15 protein-coding genes and 1 tRNA gene are annotated in these 15,625 nt (G+C 50.2%); 6 read left to right on the top strand and 10 right to left on the bottom strand.

From position 1 onward, the window contains the following. Window positions 1–6: 6 nt before the first annotated feature. Both AB1690_09525 and AB1690_09520 read right to left on the bottom strand, forming a co-directional pair. Window positions 7–1,050, bottom strand: coding sequence for a CsgG/HfaB family protein (locus AB1690_09525; protein ID MEW6015551.1), 1,044 nt, complete (start codon window positions 1,048–1,050; stop codon window positions 7–9). A gap of 67 nt (window positions 1,051–1,117) precedes the next feature. Further along, the gene (locus AB1690_09520) at window positions 1,118–2,647 is read right to left on the bottom strand and encodes a serine/threonine-protein kinase (GenBank protein MEW6015550.1); all 1,530 of its coding nucleotides are present in this window, start codon (window positions 2,645–2,647) and stop codon (window positions 1,118–1,120) included. Window positions 2,648–2,768: 121 nt separating this feature from the next. On the opposite strand from AB1690_09520, the gene AB1690_09515 reads away from it, so the two are divergent. The 5 genes from AB1690_09515 (at window position 2,769) to AB1690_09495 (ending at window position 6,412) form a co-directional block, all read left to right on the top strand. Beyond that, window positions 2,769–2,842, top strand: a tRNA-Arg gene (locus AB1690_09515). 106 nt (window positions 2,843–2,948) lie between these two features. Continuing rightward, the gene (locus AB1690_09510) at window positions 2,949–3,128 is read left to right on the top strand and encodes a hypothetical protein (GenBank protein MEW6015549.1); all 180 of its coding nucleotides are present in this window, start codon (window positions 2,949–2,951) and stop codon (window positions 3,126–3,128) included. A 128-nt stretch (window positions 3,129–3,256) separates the two neighbouring features. Continuing rightward, entirely contained in the window at window positions 3,257–5,185 is a 1,929-nt protein-coding gene (locus AB1690_09505; protein ID MEW6015548.1) for a dockerin type I repeat-containing protein, read from the top strand. Between the two features lie 334 nt (window positions 5,186–5,519). Next, the gene (locus tag AB1690_09500) at window positions 5,520–6,035 is read left to right on the top strand and encodes a glutathione peroxidase (GenBank protein MEW6015547.1); all 516 of its coding nucleotides are present in this window, start codon (window positions 5,520–5,522) and stop codon (window positions 6,033–6,035) included. Window positions 6,036–6,037: 2 nt separating this feature from the next. Continuing rightward, window positions 6,038–6,412, top strand: a complete 375-nt coding sequence (locus AB1690_09495; GenBank protein ID MEW6015546.1) for a 4a-hydroxytetrahydrobiopterin dehydratase — start codon at window positions 6,038–6,040, stop codon at window positions 6,410–6,412. A gap of 75 nt (window positions 6,413–6,487) precedes the next feature. Here AB1690_09495 and AB1690_09490 read toward each other — a convergent pair whose 3' ends face one another. The 8 genes from AB1690_09490 to AB1690_09455 form a co-directional block, all read right to left on the bottom strand. Further along, a complete protein-coding gene (locus AB1690_09490) occupies window positions 6,488–7,081 on the bottom strand; it encodes a YceI family protein (GenBank protein MEW6015545.1) in 594 nt (197 codons plus the stop codon). Between the two features lie 37 nt (window positions 7,082–7,118). Further along, complete coding sequence (locus AB1690_09485; GenBank protein MEW6015544.1) at window positions 7,119–7,364, bottom strand: CDGSH iron-sulfur domain-containing protein; 246 nt, start codon at window positions 7,362–7,364, stop codon at window positions 7,119–7,121. A gap of 194 nt (window positions 7,365–7,558) precedes the next feature. Next, on the bottom strand, window positions 7,559–10,150 hold the full coding sequence (locus AB1690_09480) for a hypothetical protein (GenBank protein ID MEW6015543.1): 2,592 nt from the start codon (window positions 10,148–10,150) through the stop codon (window positions 7,559–7,561). 8 nt (window positions 10,151–10,158) lie between these two features. Further along, window positions 10,159–11,031 (bottom strand): hypothetical protein, encoded by an 873-nt coding sequence (locus tag AB1690_09475; protein ID MEW6015542.1) that lies wholly within the window; start codon window positions 11,029–11,031, stop codon window positions 10,159–10,161. Between the two features lie 98 nt (window positions 11,032–11,129). After that, on the bottom strand, window positions 11,130–11,666 hold the full coding sequence (locus AB1690_09470; GenBank protein MEW6015541.1) for a DUF4402 domain-containing protein: 537 nt from the start codon (window positions 11,664–11,666) through the stop codon (window positions 11,130–11,132). Window positions 11,667–11,721: 55 nt separating this feature from the next. After that, a complete protein-coding gene (locus tag AB1690_09465) occupies window positions 11,722–12,279 on the bottom strand; it encodes a hypothetical protein (GenBank protein MEW6015540.1) in 558 nt (185 codons plus the stop codon). Between the two features lie 236 nt (window positions 12,280–12,515). Beyond that, a complete protein-coding gene (locus AB1690_09460) occupies window positions 12,516–13,004 on the bottom strand; it encodes a DUF4402 domain-containing protein (protein ID MEW6015539.1) in 489 nt (162 codons plus the stop codon). A 111-nt stretch (window positions 13,005–13,115) separates the two neighbouring features. Continuing rightward, window positions 13,116–13,682 carry a hypothetical protein gene (locus AB1690_09455; protein MEW6015538.1) on the bottom strand — a complete coding sequence of 189 codons (567 nt, stop codon included), beginning with the start codon at window positions 13,680–13,682 and terminating at the stop codon, window positions 13,116–13,118. A gap of 381 nt (window positions 13,683–14,063) precedes the next feature. On the opposite strand from AB1690_09455, the gene AB1690_09450 reads away from it, so the two are divergent. Then, window positions 14,064–15,563, top strand: a complete 1,500-nt coding sequence (locus AB1690_09450; GenBank protein ID MEW6015537.1) for a FlgD immunoglobulin-like domain containing protein — start codon at window positions 14,064–14,066, stop codon at window positions 15,561–15,563. Window positions 15,564–15,625: the final 62 nt, after the last annotated feature.

Genomic DNA, 15,625 nt, shown 5'->3' with positions numbered 1-15,625 from the left:
CTTGAATTACCCGGCCAGAGGTCTATAAATTTCCATTTTCCGTTTGGCTTCGGCAAAAGAATTATCCATTTCGTACGCCTTCTTGAAACAGTCGTAGGCATTCTTGTAATCATACTTGTCCATGAAGTCAAGACCGCGAGAATAAAGTGTGGTGGCGTCGAGAGATTCGGTGCCTCCTTCCTTAAGCAGATTCTTGACGGCATCGGTCAGTTGCACATCCAGCCGGGCCGCCAGCTCTTCCACCAGTTCCTTTTCCAACTTGGCGTACTCCGGCTTTCCCTCTTTATCGACCGAAGCGATTATTTCCGAGGTCTCTACGCTTACCACCCGAACAATCATACGGGTACTCTTGTCGTCAAGCTGCGTAATGCTGCCGAATATCATATACTGCGCCCCCAGAATCCTGCCTACCTTTACCGCCGTAGCCGGGTCAACGCCTCCTGACTTTTGAAGTTCCTGCTCCTTGAGGACGAAATCGATTTTATCTCGTTCCACAACTTTCAGCGATGAGATTTTGCCAAAATCATGTTCGAAGAAGTCGGCTAATCCCTTGGAAAGATATCCCAGTTCCTGTTGATATTTGCCGACCGAGAAATTGTCGAATTCCATGATGGCAATGGTCTTGACGCCGCTGCTTTTATCCTCATCGCAGGCGAGGGCATTCTTGTTCTTCAGTATCTCGTACCATTTGTCCCGAAGCTCCTTGGGCCAAATGTCCTGGGGCAGGTGGGTCACGCAGGGACCGACATCGGAAATCTTCTTGAGATAGTCGATGGAATTGCGGTAATACTCTTCGCCCTTGGCGTAGGTAATGATGCTCAACGCTTCGAAAATGGCGATGCTGTCGCGGGGGGTCAGGTCGGTCCGCTTCAGAAGCTCACCGGCGATACTGATTCCCTTATCGAATTCCAGCTCACTGTAATATTTTAACGCTTCCCCGATTTTTTCCGCAACATTCGGTTCCTGCGCGGAAAGATTTGTCGCCGCCATAAGCGTAAACAGAAGCCCCAATGGCGCCGCCACCCTGAAAAATGTCCGAATAGAAATCATCACTGACTCCTTTCTAAAAAATTGATGCCGTCAATTTTTATACCACGAATCTTAAGAATTCGGGTAATTATTCTTCGAAATTTATGTTAACCTTGGTCGTCTCGCCCGACTTAATGACGATAGTAGTGTCGCGCACCAGCTCCGTGCCGTCAAGATTGATTTTAAGCGTGACCTGATGTTCTCCCGGCTCAAGACGAAAGGTGTACGGCGTCTGCCGCTTATCCTGAAAAACATTGTCAATAAATATATAGGCCCCCCGGGGTGTCGAACCGATTATCGCCGTCCCCGGCACAACCTGAGGCGGTGTCTCTACCACGGCCGGTTTAATTTCCGGCATTTGAAAGGAGTAGTCTCGCCTTACGGTGTCGCCCGGCAGCAGCAATAAAGTATCCATTATGCTTTTATTTACCGCCTGACTGTTTCTTATTTCCAGGATATAACTGCCGGAATCAAGCCTGAGCGTATTTTGCGTCACCTGCGATGCCACTCGATTGCCTCCAATATAGATATCGCCGCGAGGTGATACGGTCATCGCCAGCACGCCGGGAATATTCACCGCGGGGGTGATCCCTGTTGCCGAGGAGAGTGAATCTGAACCGGCGGCTACATCAGTGGTTGACGATTCCGTTTCAGCGATTTCCTTCTCCGGGAAAAGCAGAAAATATCCGGCAAGACTGAGGACTGCCAGTGCCGCCACAACCACAGACGCCACAACCACTTTTTTCGATTTTGGCTGGCGGCCGGTTTTGCCGGTAGTGGCAGCCCCTTCAACAGTCGGGCTGGTAATATTGCGGCGGGTTTCTTCGACCGCCTCCCTCATATCGGCGGCAGCGCTGAAGCGGCTTTGCGGCTCTCTTTCTATGGCGCGCAGGATTATCTCCTCGAGCGGTTTGGAGATTTCCGGGTTAAGCAGACGCGGTTTGAGCGGGTCATTGAATAATTTAGCGTCTCGCAATGCGAACTCATTATCCCCTTCAAACGGCATGCTTCCGGTCAGCATATAGAAAAGGGTCGTGCCGACGGCGTAAACATCTATCAAACGGTAATCAGTCTTCTCATTGGGGGTGAATTGCTCCGGCGCCATATAGGCGGGGGTCCCGCAGGCAAATCCGGCTGTGGTGAGGTTCGGGTCGGTCTTCGCCTTGGCGATGCCGAAATCGATGATTTTCACTCGGCCGGTGATATCGATCATGATATTTGACGGTTTTATATCGCGATGATAGATCTCTTTACGATGGGCAAAGTCGAGCACATCAAGCACTTCCGATATGATTTTCAGCGCCTCCGGAATCTCCAGCCGCTGTCTTGATTGTATCATTTCATCGAGGGTGGTCCCGTCAATATATTCCATGGCGATGACCATATCCTCGCCATGGCTGAAGAAATGCTTTATCTGGCAGATATTGGGATGCCCATCAAGAAGCGCCAATTTGTCCGCCTCTTGACGAAACCGTTCCACCAGGCTGGGGTCGCTGAGAATCTTGAGAACCACTTTGAGATTGGGGACATCCTTATGAACGGCAAGATAGACTTTAGCCATCCCGCCGGCGCCTATTTTCCGAAGAACTTGATAGCTGCCGATAAATTGGTTTTCCATATCGGGACAAATATACTTTTATGTGGGCATAAATCAACAATAAGAATTAAGAGGGGCGCCCCAGAATCTTCCTGTCTTGACAACTGCTTTAATATTCATAACTTACCGCTGACTTAGATTCGCCCCCGTAGCTCATCTGGATAGAGCATCTGCCTTCTAAGCAGAGGGTAGCAGGTTCGAGTCCTGCCGGGGGTATTTTAATTTCTTGACATTACCCTGAAAAAGCGATTCCTGCTCTTCCGGTAGCAAATCGGACTGATAAAATCTCAGTTACGCTCAAGAGAGACCGGAGATTTTTTGTTTGGGAATATGGACTTTTTATGACCATTATCACCATCATTGTTATGTCGGCAACGCGAACCATCTTGCTAACGATATGTGCAACAACTCATTAGGGGTCTGTGTCGGCACCCCTTTGCATCTGACGCCAACCGCTGCGAAACTGACCGATATCAGCAGTGCCGCTATCAAAATAGATTGACAAATATCTATAATGATTTAAATTGATGATGTACTTTAGGTACAGCCCCAAGCAAGAACCGCACTATAAATATAAATTTGAGCGCCGGGCGTAACCTGTAATCAGGCGAGCGTCAAAAGGAGGCCATTGTGCCTAAATATGTCATTTTCGCAATAATCGCCATTTCGATTTGTCCTCTCTGTAATCTTTTCGCCCAGGGGACTCTAACCATTACTCCCCAAATTCCGGGCCAGTTCTTGTGGGATAATGGCGGAACTCCCACTATCCGATTGGGAGAGCCATTCTATATCGATATCCTCTGGAATTATCTGAATGACTCCAGCATGATTGGTGGCTCTATGACGCTTGAATTCACTTCACCGGACATTCCCACCATCACAAAACTGACAGTTTCGGGCGCTCTGCCGGCTCCATATGACAATGTTGTCCTTAAGAACGGATTTGAAGACATAACCTACTGGAACTTCTTTGGAAGCCCCTCCGATTGGCCCTACGCCTTCTATCAGGATAATTTTGATGGCACTCTGCCTGATATCTTCGGGCATACTTTCGGCTCCACCACCGGATTTCCCGCCAACATGGGGACGATTGCTTTTTACGAGTTTCATTTTCAGATTGACCAGTCCGGCACTTTCTGTATCGATTCGGTGGAAGAGCCCAATGAGAGTTTTGGCTGGTATTTTGACGATGCCATTGCTCGACCAATTGATGCCTCCCAGGCCGGTTACCCGCTCTGCTTTCCGGTGGCGTTTGAGCCGCTCACGATGGTGACCAATCTTAATGACCATGGGTACGGCAGTCTCCGCTATGCCATTGAATCGGCGAATCTCTTGACCGGTTACGATACCATCCAGTTTCTGGTATCGGGCACTATTCCCCTTCAAACACCTCTGCCTTCATTGAGTGATGACAGCACCTGGCTCGACGGTTTCAGTGCTCCCTCCGGCGCTCGGTCGGTCATTCTCGATGGTTCCGCTTTGGCGGCAGGCGATGGCTTGATTATCGAGGGGAGCGACTGTCGTGTCGAGGCGCTCGTGATTCGCAACTTCCCCGGCAACGGCATTGTCGTTTTCGGTTCTCCGGCGATCAGAAACAGCCTAAGTGAAAATCTCATATTTGGCAATGGCGGTCTCGGAATTGACCTGAACAATGACGGCGTTACGCTTAACGATGACGGCGATCTGGACTCCGGTCCCAATAATATGCTGAATTATGCCACAGTAGATTCGGTCATTATGAATCCCGACAGCAGTTTCTCAGTATATGGCATATCATCCACCAACAGCACTAATCAGATATTTCTGGCGCACCCGGAAGGAGTTGATGCCCAGCCGACTGACCCCTCCGGTCACGGCGAGGCATATCAGTTCATCGGGTCCGCAGCAGCCGGCATCGATGGTTCCTTTCAGTATCTGATACCGAAAACATATCGGCAGTTTTCGGTTATCACAATTCTCACCAGCGACCCCGAGGGGAACAGCTCGGAATTCAGCAACAACATTATATTGATTCCGTCACCGCTGGTAGTGATTGCTTATTCGCCGGTGAACCTGAGAATTACTGACCCCAACGGCTTCTATATCGGTCGTGATGCCGCCGGCAATCTCGAACAGACCCTCTTTCCGGCGAGTTATGATGACCCGCAGAAAGACTCCGTGCTTATCCCGCGCCCTATCGGCGGCAGTTATCGGATCGAAGTCGTAGCGGAGAACGGCGCGCCTCCCGGAGCCACCTACAGCATTGGTGTCCGCATTGATGGTTCCGTTCAGTCAACGATTGCATACAATTATGACGTTCCTACCACCGGTGTCGTCGATACGGCAACATATCGAGTGGAAGAGGAGTGGCATTATATGAATGGCGACGCCAACGGAAGCGGTGTCATCAATATTCTGGATGCCACCTACATAATAAGTTACCTCTTTAAGGGTGGCCCCGAACCATACCCCAGGGAATCGGCCGATGCCCAGTGCAATGGGATTGTCAATATTCTCGACGCCACCTTTATTATACAGTACCTCTTCAAAGGGGGCGTGACGCCCTGTCGCATTGAGTAAGAGAGCCTCAGACTCGGGAGATTCTTTAGCGGCGATAAAATGGAATTGCCCGGTTTAGAGACTGGTTCGTAACTGATTCTAATGGTTCGGAATCCTTTCGCGGTCGAATAATGTTCAGCTGAGAAAATTCCTTTATTGCTTTTGCCGCATTTTCAGATAGGGGAACAATTCTCCGGGGTCAGCTGTTTTTCAGACTATAATGGATAAAGTAAGTCCAATTATCATTCGGAGGTATAAATTGAAATTACGTCCCGTATATTCTATGTTGCTGCTGCTCCTTTTTCTGGCAGGCGGCAACTCATCGTTGGCGTCAGACAAAGCGGAGGAAAAGAATATGAAGCAGACCGAAAAAGCCAAAACCGCGGCAATTGATTATTTTCATCTGCCGCTTAAGACTATTGCTGGCAACGATACTACCCTCGAAAGTTTCAAGGGTAAGGTAGTTTTGCTGGTCAATGTGGCGAGCAAATGCGGAAATACCAAGCAGTATGCCGCTCTGGAAGAGCTGTATCGCAAGTACAAGGATAGAGGCTTTGTGGTGGTGGGATTCCCGGCTAATGATTTCGGCGGACAGGAACCGGGTACCGACCAGGAGATACTCAATTTCTGCCAGAGCAAATTTGATGTTACCTTTCCGATGATGTCCAAAATCAGCGTCAAAGGAGAGGACAAACATCCTTTATATGCCTACCTGACTCAGGAATCGCCTTTCGCGGGCGAAATCGAATGGAATTTCACCAAGTTTATTCTCGACCGGACAGGGAAACCGGCGGCGCGCTTCACTCCCAAAACTGTTCCTGACAGCGATGAAGTTATCGCTACCGTGGAGCGTCTTCTCAGCGCCAAATAAATATGTCTGATAATCTCCCGCTGAGAGAGAGGCGGTGTATCCCCTGCCGGGGTGATATTCCGCCTCTTTCATCTGAAGAAATCGCCTCTTTGGCTTCCCAAGTCAGCAATTGGCAGATAGATTCAGACTGCGCGGCCGGCAAGAATTCTCTCTGTCTTCGCCGAGAACTAAGATTCAAGAATTTTCGTGAGGCGATGGCGTTCCTGAGAGAACTGGAAGAAATCGCCGAAGCGGAAGGGCATCACCCGGATTTCTGCGTTCATTATAACCGGGTCCGCTTTATGCTTTGGACACATGCCATCGCAGGCCTGCACGAAAACGATTTCATTCTGGCGGCAAAGATTGATCAACTTTACAAGCGGTACTACCCGATTTAGCGGCAGGCAATTACAACTTGAAAGACAACAAAAAAGCCGGGATTTTCCCCGGCTCTCTCGTTCGATATTAAATCGTCACTTCGTTTTCTTGTTTAGTTCCAGATGGATTTCGATAGTAATATCATCGCCCGCTACCAGCCCACCGGTCTCGGTCAGTTTGCTCCATTTTAAGCCATACTCCTGCCGATTGATAGTAATGGGGGTGACATCGACACCCATCTTGGCGCTCCCGTCGCTTCCAGTAATGATGCCGAGGATTTGGAAGGGAAGTTCTATTTCCTTAGTCACCCCCCGCATGGTAAATTTCCCTTTAGCCAGATACCCATTGTCGGTTTTGGTAATGCTTTCACTGACAAAGGTTATTTCCGGGAAATTAGCGGCATCAAAGAAATCGGCGCTGCGCAGATGGTCATCGCGGCGAGTATTATAAGTATTAATACTGGCGGTTTTAATGGTTACATTTACCGATGACTTGGATAAGTCGGTCGAATCAAAAACAATCGTTCCGGAAAAGTCGGTAAAATTACCTTTCACAGTCGCAATGACCATATGCCTGACGCTGAATCCGATATAGGAATGCGCCTGGTCGATTTCGTAGGTATCGGCGGCAAACGCCATTCCGGCCAGAAGCGTCGCCAGAATCGTCATGAGTGTCAATCTTTTGCTCATACTTGTTCTCCTCTAAAGAGTATCTCTTTGTTCAATTTCAAAGGGAAAGAGTCTTATGGCTGCCGTCACAAAAAGGGGGATTGGCCGTCTGTTTGCAGCGGCAGAAGGTTCTTCTCTGTTTACTTTCTATTATAAACTCCAGCGGCATAAAATCGGTACCATTCTTGTGAGAACCGTCACAAAAAGGCTGATTCTGTGACCGGCCGCACCGGCACCAGAAGTATCTGCCGGGCTCCAGTTCCAGCGCGATGGCGCTGCGCGCCGCCATAACCGGTCGGTTCATGGCATTCCCTCCAATAAATATTGGTCGATTTAACCCTAAATCCAGGTTTATTGATTAAACCACAATTCTGCATCTCAGGTTCCGGAGAATATTCCGTCACCGAAGGAAGAATTATTTATTGCCGCGGTTTAATCCTGAAAATGGAATATGAAATCGATTACACGTAGCTCAGCCCGGTATATGTTGAAGAATCTCTATTCAGGTGAAATCAGGAAATTTATGCCGTCAACATAGTCGCCCCCTTCTATGGTTTGAATCTGAAAGGGGATTTCCGACGGCTCCGCTTTGTATCCGAAAGTACTCAGCTGCTCGGGGTCGATGAAGGCGCGGTACATTCCCGGGACCAGCCCCTGGTAATAATATTCGCCGTTGTTGAAGGTAATGATATCATATCTTTTGCCGGTGCTGATATTTTCAATCAGAATTCTTATCCCCCCAACACCGATACTGCCGTCCGGGATAAGCCGGTCGACCGTGCCGGTCACTTCGCCCGCCGTCACCACCGGCACATAAATTGTGGTCACCACATTCGGATTGACATTGATGCGGAAATTTTCATGAGCCGGACGAAGCTGCGGGTCATCAAGGCTCACTGGGTCAATCTGCACCAGATACTCTTCATATGGCCTCAGATTATCAAAGTGATACAACTGCTCCTCGCCCTGTTTTCGACCTGCGGCACCTCCCACTTTGGCTCTTAAATCGGTCAGAATTCTCTCGTCGCTGTCATATTTTGAGTTGTAATTGGCGTCATGATATGGAACCACCACGGCCGTTCCAAATCCCAGCCCATTGCGGCGGTCAAATCGAAAAGAACCGGCGCTTTGGTCAAATCGAACCGAGCCTCGTTGCATTTGACTGAATGATTCGCTGCCGGCCGCCGAGTAATACTTCGAGGTGAAATCAGCGGCGCCGGCAAAGAAATTGAAGGTGAACATGATGCTGTTGCTGCGGGAAATCATATTCCGCTCCAATGTCATAGCCAGCTGCCCCCGCTTGAATATCCTCTTGTTGAGGTATAGCCCGATTGACGATAGCCGCTTCTCGGTATGGCTGTAATGGAATCGCACCTGCGGTTTTATCCAGCGCAGAAGCGATGATGAGAGAAAAACCTGGCTAATCAACTCCCGGTCGTCGCGTCCGTTGCTTCGCGATTTCTTGAAATTGCCCAGATAGTTGATGTGAAATTTGTAAACGGAGCCGCTCAACCCGTAATTCATGTTCATATTTTCATAGTTGGGAAAACGGCTATATCCAAAGTGGTACCGCAAGCCGATTCTGCGGGCGCCGATTTTAACCGGCAGGGTAAGGGAGGCGGTGGTATTATCGCGCTGACGAATGCGGTTGCGCAGCGGATTCTCATAATATCTGGTGTAGCCGCCGGTAATGCCTATCATGGAAGAGTGCGTGTAACCGAGTGAAAAGCGGGCGGCGTTGTCGGGCGAAAAAACTCCATTGAGATACAGATTCCCCAGCGGCTGGAAAGTCATTTCCCCGACATAAGCGTTATCGGAAACCGCTTCATTACCGAGGGGCGCTTCGCCCCCGATTCCGGCAGTCAGGCTGTGCAGAATTCCGTAATATGCCATCCCCTGAAAATATTTCTGTCCCTCGGTCTGGTCTTCGGTCGCTCCCGCCGCCAGGGTGTACTCAATTTCACCCCGCGGCACCAGATTGAACGGGACATTTATATATTTCTCTTCGGTCCGAATCTCACCGCCGGGACCATACATCTTCAGCATCACGCGCGAGGAACCATAGAGGATATCGGTCATAAATCGGTACTCGCCGTTCTGGTCGGTGTAGCAGAAATCGGTCAGAACATTATTGACATAAAGTTCCACTTCCCATCCTTCACCCAGATACCCTTCCAGGTTCAATGACTGGAAAAACTTGCGGGGAGTTTGCGGTCGGTTGCTGATACTGACCCCTTCCAGGCTGCGTGCCAGGTACCCCACCGTATTAATATTTCCCGCCTCTCCCTGCGTCAGATACTTATTATTACTGAAATAATAGTGCCAGCGGTAGCGCAGTTGATTGGGGTCAAAACCGGTGCGGTTGTCACCGGCCATATTGACGGCGACATCTCCTCCGAGAAGCATACCTCCCACGTTGAGATTGCCATAATGTCCGCCCCCGCCAAGCGGTGTCGATACCAGTGTCCAATCGGCTACTCCGCCCCGGAGATTCTCCCGACGCGGCGGAAGTTCCACTATATCCTTCCTGGTTTGCGCCGACTTTTTCAACTCTTCCTGGGCGCGACGTCGCAGCAGCTTTTGATAGGCCGGAAATTCCCGGTCAAGCGGCATGAAAACGCTCAGCGCCGAAAAATTGAAGGTCAGCCGCAGACCAAAGATCTCTTTTATCTTCTCAATATCCAGAAAGAATTCCGTGGGGGAGACTACAAAATCGGAAATCGCTAGGGGAAATTCTGTCCCTGAAAATTTCGCCTTTAACTCCGTCATGTCCAGTTCATACTTTCTGCCGCTGCCGAAGTACTCGCCGACAATTTTCCCTTTTTCAAAGTCGGCTTTGATATTGATATTCAATGTCGAGAAGATTTCCACCAATGGCAGGTAGATGCGGTTGTCTCCATAATGGGCAATAATATCTTTTTGAACGAATTTGGGTATTTCGAAACGGACCACGATTTCTTCGGTAGCCGCCGGCTCTGCCGCCTTCGCCTGAAGGCTAAGCAGGAAGAACACCGCCAGCAACGCCGTTACTGCCGCAAAGCCTGCAGCCTTTTGACTCATCTTCGATATGTCGGCATCAAGTCCGGGCATTTTTTCGCCTACTGATTGACCGCCAGGGAACGCTCCAGAGAATTGCCGGGAATCAAGTCCTGGTCGGATATATCGGTCCGTCCCGAGGTGCTGACTGCCAGTTCCACCCGCAGCGGCTTTCCGGCATGGTTCTCTTTTAGAGGAAGAGTTACTTTTCTGGTGAGAGAATAATAAACCGCCAAATCAAGCTTGTCCTCCGCAATAAGATTACCGTCGTTGTCCATCAGACGGCAGCGCAGGACCCCGACATATGACACATTCCCTTTGTTCTCAAAGCTGGCGGTTACCACCACCTCCTCGTCGGTGCGACGGGCTTCGGCGTTGACCAGTTCCAGTTTCGAGACCAGATTGCCGGTGCGGTACTTGAGCATAATCGCCGTCTGTGTTATCATATTCAGTTTGGTGGTTATTTTGTCCTGACTTGATGGCACCGGCAGATTCATTTCACCTTCCTGGGCTTTGACTACTATCCGCGCCCAATATTCGCCATCCGGAAGATTCCCCGGCGGATTGGCGCGAAAGCGAACCACCTGCGAGGAATTGGCGCCCAGAATCATCTTCGATGGAAACGGTTTAACCCAGTCTTTTGCCGAATGCGGGTCAGTGACGCCGCTGTCCTTCAGGATGACCTGGATATTGCCGGCGCTGTCGGAGGTGGGAAGTCCCCAACTGATATAAATCGAGACTTCTTTGGGCTTGTCGGTCGGATTCTGAATGGTCATTCTTCCGGTCTTGTCTTTATCCGATAAAAAGACCACCGTGGGAGCGACCAGAACGCTGGCGAGACTTTCCGCTCCAATGAGCAGAGAAATCATGATAGTGAATAAAAGTGCGGGGTGAACTAACGAAAAGCGAGAAGAGAACTTCGAAGCACTATCCATAGTAACCTCATCCTATTATTATTTGATTCCGGAGATAAGCCGTGCAGCTTACCTCCGGATTATTTTTAGTCAAAATCAGGGCATTTTTATGCCAATTGTCAACTTCCGGTATAAGCCACTGTCAGAATTATATCGGCGCTGTAAGCCGATGCTCTCTGGTCGGCCGTCGGATAAACTGTGCCACCGAGATAGATTCTCAAACTGGCGTTTCCAATTCCGAAATCGGGCAGGTTATGCGGGTCCTGGTTGACCTGGGCGCCGCCGCCGGGAGCGCTGGGAGTGCCGGCCGCGGAACTATCGAGAGCGGCATCGGTTGTCCCAAACGAAATTACCATCCGGTCCTGACCGGTCGAATTCCAGAGGTAGTCCGGCAGCTGTAGATGCATCGACACTTCCTGACCCTCGGCTCCGGTTACCGTGAAGACACCGGCGCTGTCATCGTCAGTCCGCGGCTGCGCTTTCGGGACACCCTGAAGCACGTTGCCAAAATCCAAATCCTGTGTTGCCGTCACGGTCAATACGGCCAGAACGTTCGCCGTCGCCTGACCGGAGGTGACATCCTGCGCCGTCGCCAGCCCCGCCGATAAGACCACTATCAGGGCCGCTGCGCCTGTGATTAGTAAACTCTTTCTCATCTTAGACCTCACTGTATGCGTTAAGTGTAATCTTACTCCCAAATTCGTCAGACAATCAGCTTCCGGTATAAGCGACTGTCAAAACTATATCAGCGCTGTAAGCCGATGCCCTCTGGTCGGCGGTAGGGAAGACCGTGCCGCCCAGATAAATCCGCAGCCCGGCATTGCCAATCCCGAAATCGGGAAGGTTATGCGGGTCGAGGTTTATTTGAGCGCCGCCGCCCGGTGTGCCGGGCGTTCCCGCCGCGGAACTGTCAATCGCCGCATCGGCAGTGCTGAAGGCTATCACCATCCGATCCTGACCTGTGCTGTTCCAGAGATAATCAGGCAACTGGAGATGCATCGAAACTTCCCGTCCCTCCGCGCCGGTGATGGTAAAAATCCCTGAACTGTCATCATCGTTGCGCGGCTGGCTTTTCGGCACCCCCTGCAGGACATTGCCAAAGTCCAGGTCCTGTGTTGCCGTAACCGTCAGTATCGTCAGCACATTGGCGGTGGCTTGACCGACCGCCACATCCTGACCGCTGGCAAGCAACGGCAGCAAAAGCGCCATCAAAAGAATCGGGATGAAAGTGACCGTGCGGTAAAATTTCATCCTTGAAATGAACTGCATAGACAACTCCCTTCTATAACTATCTTAGAAGAATCTGTCCAAATTGTTTACATATCTATTCAGACTTATAATCGACATTCCATTGGATTACTTGACCGTAACTGCGAAAAATTTGGACAAAAAAATCGGGGATACTATACTGATTAAAAAGAGAAGCAGTCGTGACCTGGAGGCTAAAGAGCCATTAATGAAACCTGGGAAGCCTGCCTATCTGATTGATATACAAAATATTATCGCTAATTTCCGGTGTAGGCAACGGTCAGGACGATAAGCGCCGAATAGCTGCCTTGACGTTGATTCAGGCGGGGGACCACTGTCCCCCCCAGCCAGAGGGTGAGTCCATTGGAGCCAAGCCGATAGGTAATGGTATGCCAGGGGTCAAGATTGTCCGCCCCGGGAGCGGTCTGATCCGGCGCCGCGCTCGAATCCAGAGCACAATCGTTGTCTCTGAATATTAACTGCATATTATACCCCCCGAAATTCATATATGTCGGTAGGGTGAAATCGATGCTGACCTCCGAGCCGGCCGTTCCGCTGACCAAAAATTCGGCCGCTGACCCGGGCGTAGTCTTCGCGACCGACTTTGGGATACCGGGGAAAACATCACCAAAGGAGAGGTCATTATTTACGGTAATACTCTGTCCCCTGGGTGCAGAGAATGTAAATCCCCAGACCAGAAATAGAGAGAGCAAGACCCTTTGCGAAATGCCAAATCGCCGGCGCATATAAAAAACCTATCGCACCGGAGAATAAAAGTCAATTTATAAATCCACATGTCGAGCCGCTAAATTATAATCAGAAGAATATCCGTTTCCCCTGTTGATAATTCTCTCTTCTCAATTACCGGTATAGATGGCAGTCAAAGTAACCTCAGAAGAGTAATCACCGCCGGTTTGTGTAATGGTCGGATGCACCGTTCCGCCAATCCATAGGTCCAATCGTCCGGTCGGACCAAGACGAAGGGTAAATGGTCCGTTTGGGTCGATGACGCCGGCCGGTGTCCCCTGCCCACCGCCGCTGCCGTCATCATACGAGGCGTCAGTACTGCTGAAGTCGACATTCATAAATCCGGTCGAATCGAGCAAGAGCGCTGGAGGGAGTTCAAAATCAAAACTGACTTCGGCAGAGTTATGCCCGATAACCTCAAAGGCGCCGGCGAAGCCGATGGAGGCTTTATCTACCGACTTATCAACTCCAGGGACAACCGTCTCGAATCGCAAATCATTCAGTCCGGTAATTCTGATAGCGGGTAGCACTGTTGCTGTGGCATGAATTACCCCCCGCTCCTGACCGTTCGCCGGTACTGAAAATAATATTGCCGCCAGAAAGACAAAATTGACTGCTTTAATGAATGTCCATCGCGACATCATTTCCTCCTTGATATTGGCTTGGTTCCTCTGCATCTGAATTTATGGCAATCCTGATGCCGTCCGCCCCAAGTTGATATAATTCTATGCTATTAATAGTCTTAGGTGAATAAGGGGGATGTTGAATCAGTATTCTTGAGTGATGCGGAAGGGGAGATTCCCCATACGAACAATGCCAACTTCTCTGGCTGTATAAAGTTACGCGCCATCACAAAAAAATACCTCCGTTCTGCCGGTCGGAAATCAGCCATTTAGATTCGAAAATGAAGTGATTAATTGCTGCGGTTTAAGGACTTCATTTCAGATGAAGCAATAGAATTATCGAGTCTGACGCTAAAGTAGTGGGGGGAAAATCCGATACTCCGGTTAAAGTAGCCTGTTCAATTTTTGGACAGAGAAATCTGTAATTGGAATTTTATGTCATTGACGCGACATACTGATTTGCTCAAGAAGATTTTCTCTTCTCTTATTTTTCTTCTGTTAGTACTAATATCCGGCCTGAGCGCTCAGACACTGGTCTGGGGTATTCCGCACGGAGGCATATATAATGAGGGCGGGTACGCCGCCGTGCAGTCTGATGACGGCTCTTACCTGGTCATAGGAAGCACCTACTCTTTTGGAGCCGGTGAGTTCGATATCTATCTTCTCAAGATTGGCGCCGCCGGCGACACTATCTGGACTCGAACATTCGGGGGTGCGCTGACCGAATATGGTTATGATATCCATTCAACGTATGACGGTGGATTCATTCTGGTCGGCTCCACCAAATCTTTTGGCGGCGGCAAAAAAGATATTTACCTGATAAAGACCGATTCATCCGGGAATCTTCTCTGGCAGCGGACATACGGCGGCGTTGAGGACGACGAAGGCTGGTCGGTTCGTCAGACTTCAGACCGCGGTTTCATTATCTGTGGCAACAGCAGCTCTACCGGCGCCGGATACTCTGACCTCTTCTTGATAAAGACAGACTCTCTTGGTCAAACGTTCTGGAGCAAAACCTTTGGCGGCCCCGGCGGAGAATCTGGCGCGGCCGTGCGAGAACTTGTCGGTGGCGGATATGTCGCGGTCGGTTCCACCGGTTCATTCGGCACCGGGTATAGCAGTGTCTATCTGGTCCGAACCGACGCTAATGGTGATTCCCTCTGGGCAAAAGATTATGGAGGGTCTGCGGCCGATTTTGGAAGCGCCATCGAGGTCGCACCGGATGGCAGTTTTCTTATTGCCGGCGCCACCGCCTCGTTCGGCGCCGGTTACTCCGATTTTTACCTGCTGAAGGTCGATGCCGCCGGAACTAAACTCTGGGAAAAAACTTTTGGAGGAAGTAAGGATGACCGCGCTTACTCTATCTTTGCCACCCGCGACGGCAGCTATATTCTGACCGGCACGACTGAATCATACGGGGCAGGTATGATTGACCTCTATGCCGTTCGTGTCAATCCTGGAGGCGACCAGATCTGGGCTCGCGCTTATGGTGGTGCTAAGGCTGACTACGGCCGGATGGTCTTCCAGGACCGCTCCCGCGATTATATTCTGGTAGGGTACACCTATTCTTTTGGCTCCGGCGGTTCTGACCTTTACCTGGCAAAGATTCAGGGCGAAACCACACCGGTTGACGATAACACCCTTCCTTTGATGCCAGAGCAGTTTACTCTCTATCAGAATTATCCCAATCCTTTCAACCAGACAACAAGGGTAGAATTCGCTGTGCCCAGAAAGACTGCCGTCGAAATCGGAATCTTTAATCTTTTGGGTCAGATGGTTCGCGGCTGGACGGTCGGGATGGTGCCGGCCGGACGGCAGAGCATAATCTGGGACGGCTGTGACAGCAACGGCAGGGAAGTGGCATCCGGCATTTATTTCTTCCGGTTGCGCAGCGAGCAATTCCACTCCGCCATAAAAATTGTGCTTCTTAGATAATAATCTGACAGTCCATCGGGGCGCTCATTAAACCAGGGTAATCGGTATCCTGTCATCAATCC

The organism is Candidatus Zixiibacteriota bacterium (assembly GCA_040753495.1).
Lineage (GTDB): Bacteria > Zixibacteria > MSB-5A5 > GN15 > PGXB01 > DYGG01.
Note: the sequence above shows the minus strand (reverse complement) of the source record. Positions and strands in the feature narration are given on the sequence as shown.

What these genes read in the sequence shown, in the direction of transcription:
- AB1690_09525 (MEW6015551.1), bottom strand. Translation starts at nt 1,050, where the DNA reads ATGATTTCTATTCGGACATTTTTCAGGGTGGCGGCGCCATTGGGGCTT.
- AB1690_09520 (MEW6015550.1), bottom strand. Translation starts at nt 2,647, where the DNA reads ATGGAAAACCAATTTATCGGCAGCTATCAAGTTCTTCGGAAAATAGGC.
- AB1690_09500 (MEW6015547.1), top strand. Translation starts at nt 5,520, where the DNA reads ATGAAGCAGACCGAAAAAGCCAAAACCGCGGCAATTGATTATTTTCAT.
- AB1690_09495 (MEW6015546.1), top strand. Translation starts at nt 6,038, where the DNA reads ATGTCTGATAATCTCCCGCTGAGAGAGAGGCGGTGTATCCCCTGCCGG.
- AB1690_09490 (MEW6015545.1), bottom strand. Translation starts at nt 7,081, where the DNA reads ATGAGCAAAAGATTGACACTCATGACGATTCTGGCGACGCTTCTGGCC.
- AB1690_09485 (MEW6015544.1), bottom strand. Translation starts at nt 7,364, where the DNA reads ATGAACCGACCGGTTATGGCGGCGCGCAGCGCCATCGCGCTGGAACTG.
- AB1690_09480 (MEW6015543.1), bottom strand. Translation starts at nt 10,150, where the DNA reads ATGCCCGGACTTGATGCCGACATATCGAAGATGAGTCAAAAGGCTGCA.
- AB1690_09475 (MEW6015542.1), bottom strand. Translation starts at nt 11,031, where the DNA reads ATGGATAGTGCTTCGAAGTTCTCTTCTCGCTTTTCGTTAGTTCACCCC.
- AB1690_09470 (MEW6015541.1), bottom strand. Translation starts at nt 11,666, where the DNA reads ATGAGAAAGAGTTTACTAATCACAGGCGCAGCGGCCCTGATAGTGGTC.
- AB1690_09465 (MEW6015540.1), bottom strand. Translation starts at nt 12,279, where the DNA reads ATGCAGTTCATTTCAAGGATGAAATTTTACCGCACGGTCACTTTCATC.
- AB1690_09460 (MEW6015539.1), bottom strand. Translation starts at nt 13,004, where the DNA reads ATGCGCCGGCGATTTGGCATTTCGCAAAGGGTCTTGCTCTCTCTATTT.
- AB1690_09455 (MEW6015538.1), bottom strand. Translation starts at nt 13,682, where the DNA reads ATGCAGAGGAACCAAGCCAATATCAAGGAGGAAATGATGTCGCGATGG.
- AB1690_09450 (MEW6015537.1), top strand. Translation starts at nt 14,064, where the DNA reads ATGTCATTGACGCGACATACTGATTTGCTCAAGAAGATTTTCTCTTCT.